The following is a 7,280-nucleotide window of genomic DNA, read 5'->3' as shown; positions in this document are numbered from 1 at the left end:
GCCCCCACAGCACCACGCCCCGCCGCCAACAATCACCCGCTGGCTGAGCCGCCCGGCAGCTTCACCCGCGTGGTCTTCACCCACGCCGATGCACGGCGCCACCCGCACCACTACCACCTGTACGTGCCCCCGGGCGCCACGGCAGGCACCCCCATGCCGCTGGTGCTGATGCTGCACGGCTGCACGCAGAACCCCGTGGACTTTGCCACCGGCACAGGCATGAACGACGCAGCCGCCCCCGCCAACGCCCTGGTGCTGTATCCCGAGCAACCCCACAGCGCCAACCCCAACGGCTGCTGGAACTGGTTCCGCCCTGGCGACCAGCACCGGGGCAGCGGCGAGCCCGCGCTGCTCGTCGCCATGCTGCAGGACGTGATGGCGCGCCACCCGGTGGATGCGCAACGCGTCTACGTGGCGGGCCTGTCGGCTGGCGGCGCCATGGCCGCACTGCTGGGCCGCGAATACCCCGAGCTGTTTGCCGCCGTGGGCGTGCACTCCGGCCTGCAGGCGGGTGCAGCGCACAACGTGATGGGTGCGCTGTCGGCGATGAAGAACGGGGCCAAACCCAGTGCGGTGACCCACCACGCCGCTGATGCACCATCCCTGGCGCCCCCGCCGATGATCGTGTTCCATGGCGACGCCGACACCACCGTGCATGCGCACAACGGTGAACAACTCATCGAGGCAACGCTGTCAGCACTGGCCACGGCCCCAGATGGCGGCCAGACGACGGTGGAGACGGTGCACCAGGGCCAGTCCCGTGGTGGCCAGAGCTATACCCGCAAGGTGTACACCGTGGCGGGTAGCGCCCTGTCGGCCAGCACACTGCACAGCACGGTCGTGGCAGAACAATGGGTGCTGCACGGCGCAGGGCACGCGTGGGCTGGCGGGCACGCGGGCGGCAGCCACACCGACCCGCGCGGCGTGGCTGCCACGCAGGAGATGCTGCGGTTTTTTCTGGAGCATCCGCGCGCTGCGAGGGATTGATAAACACCCGCGCAAGATCGCGCACAACGTTCAATAGGTGACGGTGATGCCGGCATCCCTGGCGCCGACGCGCACATGCTCCGATTCAAGATCCGTCTTGAGAGCAACCTTGGTTCCACCAACGGCCACGGTGAAGGGATTGCCATAGCCAGCCGATCCCTCGATCGCGCTGCTGCAGCGTCCGTAGCCGACAGGGTTTTCATAGTCAACGTGCACGCTGGCCTTGGCAGCTGCAGCTGCAGCTGCAGCCGCAATGCTCATGCCGCTGGAATTGCCGCGATCTATGTTGCGGGGGGCGGCTAGTGAGCGAGATCGCGCACCTCACCCTCAAACCCTTGAACCACGCGGGCCAGCCGGTCGAAATCCACCTTGTCGGGGATGTCCGGGCGGGTGCAATGGCGCGGACAGTGGCAGTGCGCCGTGTCCGTCACCATCAGCGCGGGATAGCCTGCGTTGCGCCAGGCCGCGTGCTCTGCGGCCACGGGTACTTTGGGGGCCCTGCAAGGTCCGAAAAGTAACCCGCGGTCTCCCTTCACCCCACAGCCTGGCGGCGCATGCCGCCCACCCCTGCCGCACCGACCGCCGCTGCCAGCAGCGACAGCACGATCAGCCCCCATTCGCCCAGCGTCGGAATCGCTGTCGCTCCCCCAGGCCCTGGCGCCAGCAACACGGGTGCGAAGGGGTCTGCTATGGCGCCCAGCGTGGGGTTGTTGTCTCCTACTCCGTTGTCTGCGACGCTGTAGGTCACCGTGTCTCCCGTGATCGTGCCGTGCGGGAACCAAGTGGCTGCAGCGCCGCCCGTGGCGGGGCCGTATTTGTAGGGTTGCAGTCCCCTCAGGCTGCCGGCCGGGTAGTCCACGCGCACCGACAGGGTGGCGTTGGTGCAGCCTGCGCCGCTGGCCGTGAAGCTGAATACGCCCACCGGGAAGCTGGCCCTCGCTGGTGCGCCTGCTGGCACGGTGGTGCCAAACTGCGCGTTCGCGATGGTGCAGCCCGGTGGGGCGCCCACTTGGACATCGGCGCTGCCGCCGCCCGGCAGGGTCACGCCGGACTGGCTCCACTGGGGAGTTGCCGTTGCCGATGTGGAGGGGCTGCTGGTGCCCGCTGCGTTGGTGGCGGTGACGGTGAAGGTGTAAGCCACGCCGTTGGTCAGCCCAGACACCGTGCAGCTGGTGGCGGGGGCGGTGGCGGGGCAGCCCACCGTGGCTCCGCCGCCTGCGGGGGCGCCGGTGACTGTGTAGCTCAAGATGGCGCTGCCGCCGTTGTTGGCGGGCGCTGTCCACGACAGGGTCACTGCGCCGTTGCCTGCAACAGCAGTGAGGCCCGTGGGAGCATCCGGAACCCCTTGGGGTGTGGCGCTTGCCGACGTTGAGGCGCTGCTGGTGCCCACTGCGTTGGTGGCGGTGACGGTGAAGTTGTAGGCCACGCCGTTGGACAGGCCAGATACCGTGCAGGTGGTGGCGGGGGCTGTGGCGAGGCAACCCGCAGCGGTGCCGCCGCCTGCGGGAGTGCCGGTGACTGTGTAGCTCAAGATGGCGCTGCCGCCGTGGTTGGCGGGCGCTGTCCACGACAGGGTCGCTGCGCCGTTGCCTGCAACAGCAGTGAGGCCCGTGGGGGCGTCGGGGGCTACAGCCGCCGCAAAGTACAGCGCGCGCACCGAACGCACGAGGGATGACGAGCCGTTCTGATACCCACCTGTGGCAATGCCCTGGGCCCGCACCCACACGGGGGTGCCGCGTGGGAAGGTCAATCCATCCAGCGCCCAGCCACCCGCTACCCGTGTGACAGCGCCCAAGTCCGTCCAGCCAGCCTCGGGGGCGTCCTCCACATTCGATATCGCAAAGCGCACCAGGCTGACTTCGGGCCCCGCACCGCTGCGCATCCAGCGCAGGCCGTCGCCAGAAGCGGTGGCCTCCAGGGACTGCAGGGCCGCCTCTGGCACGCTCAGGCGGGCAATGCGGTTGCGCATTAGCCCGCCCATGCTGGTGAAAGAGCCCCCCACCAGCACCTTGCCATCGGGCTGCACTGCCAGGCTGCTCACGTCGCTATTGGCATCCGGATTGAAGTCCGCATCCAGCGTGCCATCGGCGTTGAGCCGGGCGATGCGGTTGCGCGTTTGCCCGCCCACGTTGGTGAAAGAGCCCCCCACCAGCACCTTGCCATCGGGCTGCACTGCCACGCTAAAGACAAGACCATTGGGGACATCCGGATTGAAGCCCTCATCCAGCGTGCCATCGGCGTTGAGCCGGGCGATGCGGTTGCGCATTTGCCCGCCCATGCTGGTGAAAGAGCCCCCCACCAACACCTTGCCATCGGGCTGCACTGCCACGCTAGAGACAAAATTGTTGGCATCCGGATTGAAGCCCGCATCCAGCGTGCCATCGGCGTTGAGCCGGGCGATGCGGTTGCGCATTTGCCCGCCCACGCTGGTGAAAGAGCCCCCCACCAACACCTTGCCATCGGGCTGCACTGCCAGGCTGAAGACAGCATTGTTGGCACCCGGATTGAAGCCCGCATCCAGCGTGCCATCGGCGTTGAGCCGGGCGATGCGGTTGCGCGTTTGCCCGACCAGGGTGGTGAAAGCCCCCCCCACCAGCACCTTGCCATCGGGCTGCACTGCAAGGCTGTAGACAAGACCATTGGGGGCATCCGGATTGAAGCCCGCATCCAGCGTGCCATCGGCGTTGAGTCGAGCAATGCGGTTGCGCATTTGCCCGCCCACGCTGGTGAAAGAGCCCCCCACCAACACCTTGCCATCGGGCTGCACTGCCAGGCTGAAGACAGCATTGTTGGCATCCGGATTGAAGGCCGCATCCAGCGTGCCATCGGCGTTGAGCCGAGCGATGCGGTTGCGCGGTTGCCCGACCAGGGCGGTGAAGTGCCCCCCCACCAGCACCTTGCCATCGGGCTGCACTGCCACGCTAAAGACAGAATGGTTGGCATCCGGATTGAAGTCCGCATCCAGCGTGCCATCGGCGCTGAGTCGAGCAATGCGATTGCGCGCCTGCCCGCCGACGGTGGCGAACTCACCTGCGACCAGCGCCCTGCCATCGGGCTGCACTGCCACGCTAAAGACCGTAGTGCCATCCGCCCCGATGTCAAAGCCTGCATCGACCGTGCCATCGGCGTTGATGCGCGCTATGTTGTTGCGTGGTTGACCGCCCAGGGTGCTAAAACGCCCGCCCACCAGCACTTTGCCATCGGGCTGAACAGCCAGGCTGAGGACATCGTTGTCGCCCTCCAAATTCTGGAAGGCGGTGTCCAGCGTGCCGTCTGCGTTAAGCCGCGCGATATTTCGGCGTGTTTGGCCATCCACCGAATTGAAGGTGCCCCCCATCAACACCTTGCCGTCCGCCAGCACGGCCAGGCTGCGGACTACATCATCAGGGCTGGGAGAAAAGCTGGCATCGAGCGTGCCATCGGCATTCAGCCGGGCCACATAGTTGCGCGGCGCTCCGCCCATGTTGCTGAAAAATCCCCCAGCCAGCACCTTGCCATCCGGCTGCACCACCAAGCTGTAAACCGGGTCGTTGGCTCCAGGATTGAATGTGGTATCCAGCGTGCCGTTGGCATTCAGTCGGGCAATGAAACTGCGGGTTTGCCCATCCACTGCTCTGAAATCACCACCGATCACCACCCTGCCGTCGGACTGCACCGCAAGGCTCTGGACGGGGGCGTCTGCCCCCGCACCGGGGTCGAACGTGGTGTCGAGCGTGCCGTTGGCATGGAGCCGGGCAATGTTGTTGCGTGATTGACCACCAATGCTGGTGAAGTTGCCACCCACCAGGATCTTGCCGTCTGGCTGCAATGCCAGCGTGTTGACTGCGCCGTCAGCATTCGGGTCAAAGCTGGCATCCACTGAGCCATCGGCGTTGAGTCGGGCTATGCGGTTGCGCGTCTGGCTCCCCAAAAGGGTGAACCCCCCTCCCAGCAACACTTTTCCATCGGTCTGCACCACTACGCTCAAGACCACATCGTTGGCATTGGGGTCAAACCCATCGAGCGCGCTTTGCGCCGCTGCGGGCTGGGGCGCCCACAGCAGCAACAGCACCAGCGCCAACAAGATGACCCACAACAGCCTCCAGGGCTTGGAGCGCCACGCTTGCAGCATGCGCGCCAAGGCTACACAGGGCAGGGCGCTGGCTGTGGTGGGTAACAACGCAGATAAAGGGGCAGATGAAGGAGCAGCTAAAGGAGCAGTTGAAAGCACAGGTTGAGAGTGCATGGCCGGGTGTGGTTCTGGGTTCTGAACGGGGGATTTTGTCTGGCAGTTTCGAGGCAGGTGGCAGAGCTGGTGAGCGCCAGCGCATCTTTGCTTTGAAGAAGTCGGAGGGTTGTAACAAAAGTTAACTGCGCCTTCGCGAAAAAAAATGATCGCTGGATTGCCGTTGTCGGGATTCAATACCAATAGACGGGGGCTTTGACTGGGTGGCTGGCAAGTTCCGCCGCCGTGTGACTCAAGGCCGAGGCAACGCAGGCAGCACACGCTGTGCCAGCGATACTGCCTTCCTGGTTCACTCTCACCTTCCAGCCGCCCCATGCCCCCCATCGCCGTCATCGACTTTGAAACCACCGGCATCTCGCCCGGCCAGGGCGCGCGTGCGACCGAGGTGGCGATCGTGCTGCTGGAAAAAGGGCAGGTGGTGGACCGTTTTCAAAGCCTGATGAAAACGGGGGTGTGGATACCGTCGTTCATCACCCAGCTCACCGGCATTACCAACGCGATGGTGAACGCCGCGCCCGATGCGGCGGGGGTGATGCAGGACGCGGCGCGTTTTGTGGGCGATGCGCCCATGGTGGCGCACAACGCTTCGTTTGACAGCAAGTTCTGGCAGGCCGAGCTGGCCCTGGCCGGGCTGCCCGCGCCGCAGCCGTTTGCGTGCACGGTGCTGCTGTCGCGGCGGCTGTACCCGCAGGCGCCCAGCCACAAGCTGGGCTCGCTGGTGGACTACCACGGCCTGCCGCGCACGGGCCAGGCGCACCGGGCGCTGGCCGATGCCGAGATGGCCGCTGCGCTGCTGGCGCGCATGCAGCACGACCTGCGCACGCGTTGGAGGGTGGCGGAGCCCAGCTACACGCTGCTGCAAACGCTGCAGCGCTGCGCCAAACCCAAGGTGGGGGCGCTGCTGGCGCAGCATGCGGTGGAATGATGGGGCGTGGCCCGCGCACCAATTTGCTATCTAATTTATAGCTGCAAGCGCTTTATGGGAAAGCGCCAGGGTCACTTTTTACTTGTAAAACCCGGGCAAATTCCGTGTGCTGAGGTCGTCCAGCTGCATGAGCAGTGCGGTGCGTTCATGCAGTGCCACGGCTTTCCAGTCGCGTCCGCTGAGCGCACCTTCCAGGGCCCAAAGCAGGTTGAGGCTGGGTTGCTGCCCGGCCTGGCGCACGGCCACAAAGGCGGGCACGGCGCCCAGCGCACGCAATGCTGCGGGGGTGCAAATGCCCGCCGCGTGGAGCATGCGCTCAGACGCTGGGCCCAGGTTGGGCAAGGCTCGCAGCGGTGGATCTTCGGGTGGGCTGGCGGTCATGGGCGGCATGATGGCGGCGCGTGGCAATCATCGCAAGCCCCCACACAGCGAGTACATCGGGCGCCCTGCCCATAATCCGCAGCAACAAATGCGGGGGCGATGCAGCCTGCTGACATCGCACTACCTGCACGCAGATTCACGATGACATGAAAGGCTTTTCCATGGCGTACCTGGTTCTTGGACTGGTGCTGTTTCTGGGCGTGCATTCGGTGCGCATCGTGGCCGATGGCTGGCGCACGCAGACGCTGGCACGCATGGGTGAGATGCCGTGGAAGGGGTTGTATTCACTGGTCTCCGCCGTGGGCCTGGCACTCATCGTGTGGGGCTATGGCTTGGCGCGGCAGCAGCCGGTGGTGCTGTGGGTGCCGCCCATTGGCATGCGGCACGCTGCGTCGCTGCTGACGCTCATTGCCTTCATCCTGCTGGCCGCCACCTACGTGCCGCGCAATGCCATCAAGGCCCGGCTGCACCACCCCATGGTGCTGGGCGTGAAGGTGTGGGCGCTGGCACATTTGCTGTCCAACGGCAACCTGGCCGATGTATTGCTGTTTGGCAGCTTTTTGCTGTGGGCCGTGCTGAGCTTTCGGGCCGCACGGCAGCGCGACCGGGCGATGAACACCGGCTACGCGCCCGGCACTGCGGCGGGCACGGGCGTGGCCGTGGTGGTGGGCGCTGTGGCCTGGGTGGGCTTTGCGTTCTGGGCGCATGCCTGGCTGATCGGCGTTGCGCCTCTCGCGCGGTAGGGCGGCAGGGGCTTGGCGC

General features: G+C 65.9%; 7 protein-coding genes. 3 read left to right on the top strand and 4 right to left on the bottom strand.

Going from position 1 to position 7,280, the window contains the following annotated elements; all coding sequences use genetic code 11:
• Positions 1-987 (top strand): extracellular catalytic domain type 1 short-chain-length polyhydroxyalkanoate depolymerase (locus tag NFX52_RS10965; RefSeq protein ID WP_252635637.1); only part of this gene is annotated, 987 nt, incomplete at its 5' end.
• A gap of 30 nt (positions 988-1,017) precedes the next feature.
• On the opposite strand, the gene NFX52_RS10960 is transcribed toward NFX52_RS10965, so the two are convergent.
• The 3 genes from NFX52_RS10960 to NFX52_RS10950 are packed head-to-tail and all read right to left on the bottom strand — an operon-like array spanning position 1,018 to position 5,098.
• The gene (locus NFX52_RS10960) at positions 1,018-1,248 is read right to left on the bottom strand and encodes a hypothetical protein (protein WP_055393690.1); all 231 of its coding nucleotides are present in this window, start codon (positions 1,246-1,248) and stop codon (positions 1,018-1,020) included.
• Positions 1,249-1,286: 38 nt separating this feature from the next.
• On the bottom strand, positions 1,287-1,469 hold the full coding sequence (locus NFX52_RS10955) for a hypothetical protein (protein WP_055393688.1): 183 nt from the start codon (positions 1,467-1,469) through the stop codon (positions 1,287-1,289).
• A gap of 50 nt (positions 1,470-1,519) precedes the next feature.
• Entirely contained in the window at positions 1,520-5,098 is a 3,579-nt protein-coding gene (locus NFX52_RS10950; protein ID WP_055393686.1) for an IPTL-CTERM sorting domain-containing protein, read from the bottom strand.
• A gap of 427 nt (positions 5,099-5,525) precedes the next feature.
• Here NFX52_RS10950 and NFX52_RS10945 point away from each other — a divergent pair, with 427 nt between their 5' ends.
• The gene (locus NFX52_RS10945) at positions 5,526-6,137 is read left to right on the top strand and encodes a 3'-5' exonuclease (protein ID WP_055393684.1); all 612 of its coding nucleotides are present in this window, start codon (positions 5,526-5,528) and stop codon (positions 6,135-6,137) included.
• Positions 6,138-6,215: 78 nt separating this feature from the next.
• Here the strand turns inward: NFX52_RS10945 and NFX52_RS10940 are convergent, their stop codons facing one another.
• Complete coding sequence (locus tag NFX52_RS10940; protein WP_055393703.1) at positions 6,216-6,518, bottom strand: TfoX/Sxy family protein; 303 nt, start codon at positions 6,516-6,518, stop codon at positions 6,216-6,218.
• 161 nt (positions 6,519-6,679) lie between these two features.
• Between NFX52_RS10940 and NFX52_RS10935 the strand changes: the two genes are divergently transcribed.
• On the top strand, positions 6,680-7,261 hold the full coding sequence (locus NFX52_RS10935; RefSeq protein ID WP_055393683.1) for an NnrU family protein: 582 nt from the start codon (positions 6,680-6,682) through the stop codon (positions 7,259-7,261).
• Positions 7,262-7,280: the final 19 nt, after the last annotated feature.

This window comes from Acidovorax facilis (assembly GCF_023913775.1).
Taxonomy (GTDB): domain Bacteria; phylum Pseudomonadota; class Gammaproteobacteria; order Burkholderiales; family Burkholderiaceae_C; genus Acidovorax; species Acidovorax facilis.
This window is presented reverse-complemented; position numbering and strand designations above follow the sequence as displayed.

Coding starts and splice junctions, on each gene's coding strand:
- NFX52_RS10960 (WP_055393690.1), bottom strand. CDS start 1,248: ATGAGCATTGCGGCTGCAGCTGCAGCTGCAGCTGCCAAGGCCAGCGTG.
- NFX52_RS10950 (WP_055393686.1), bottom strand. CDS start 5,098: ATGCTGCAAGCGTGGCGCTCCAAGCCCTGGAGGCTGTTGTGGGTCATC.
- NFX52_RS10945 (WP_055393684.1), top strand. CDS start 5,526: ATGCCCCCCATCGCCGTCATCGACTTTGAAACCACCGGCATCTCGCCC.
- NFX52_RS10940 (WP_055393703.1), bottom strand. CDS start 6,518: ATGACCGCCAGCCCACCCGAAGATCCACCGCTGCGAGCCTTGCCCAAC.
- NFX52_RS10935 (WP_055393683.1), top strand. CDS start 6,680: ATGGCGTACCTGGTTCTTGGACTGGTGCTGTTTCTGGGCGTGCATTCG.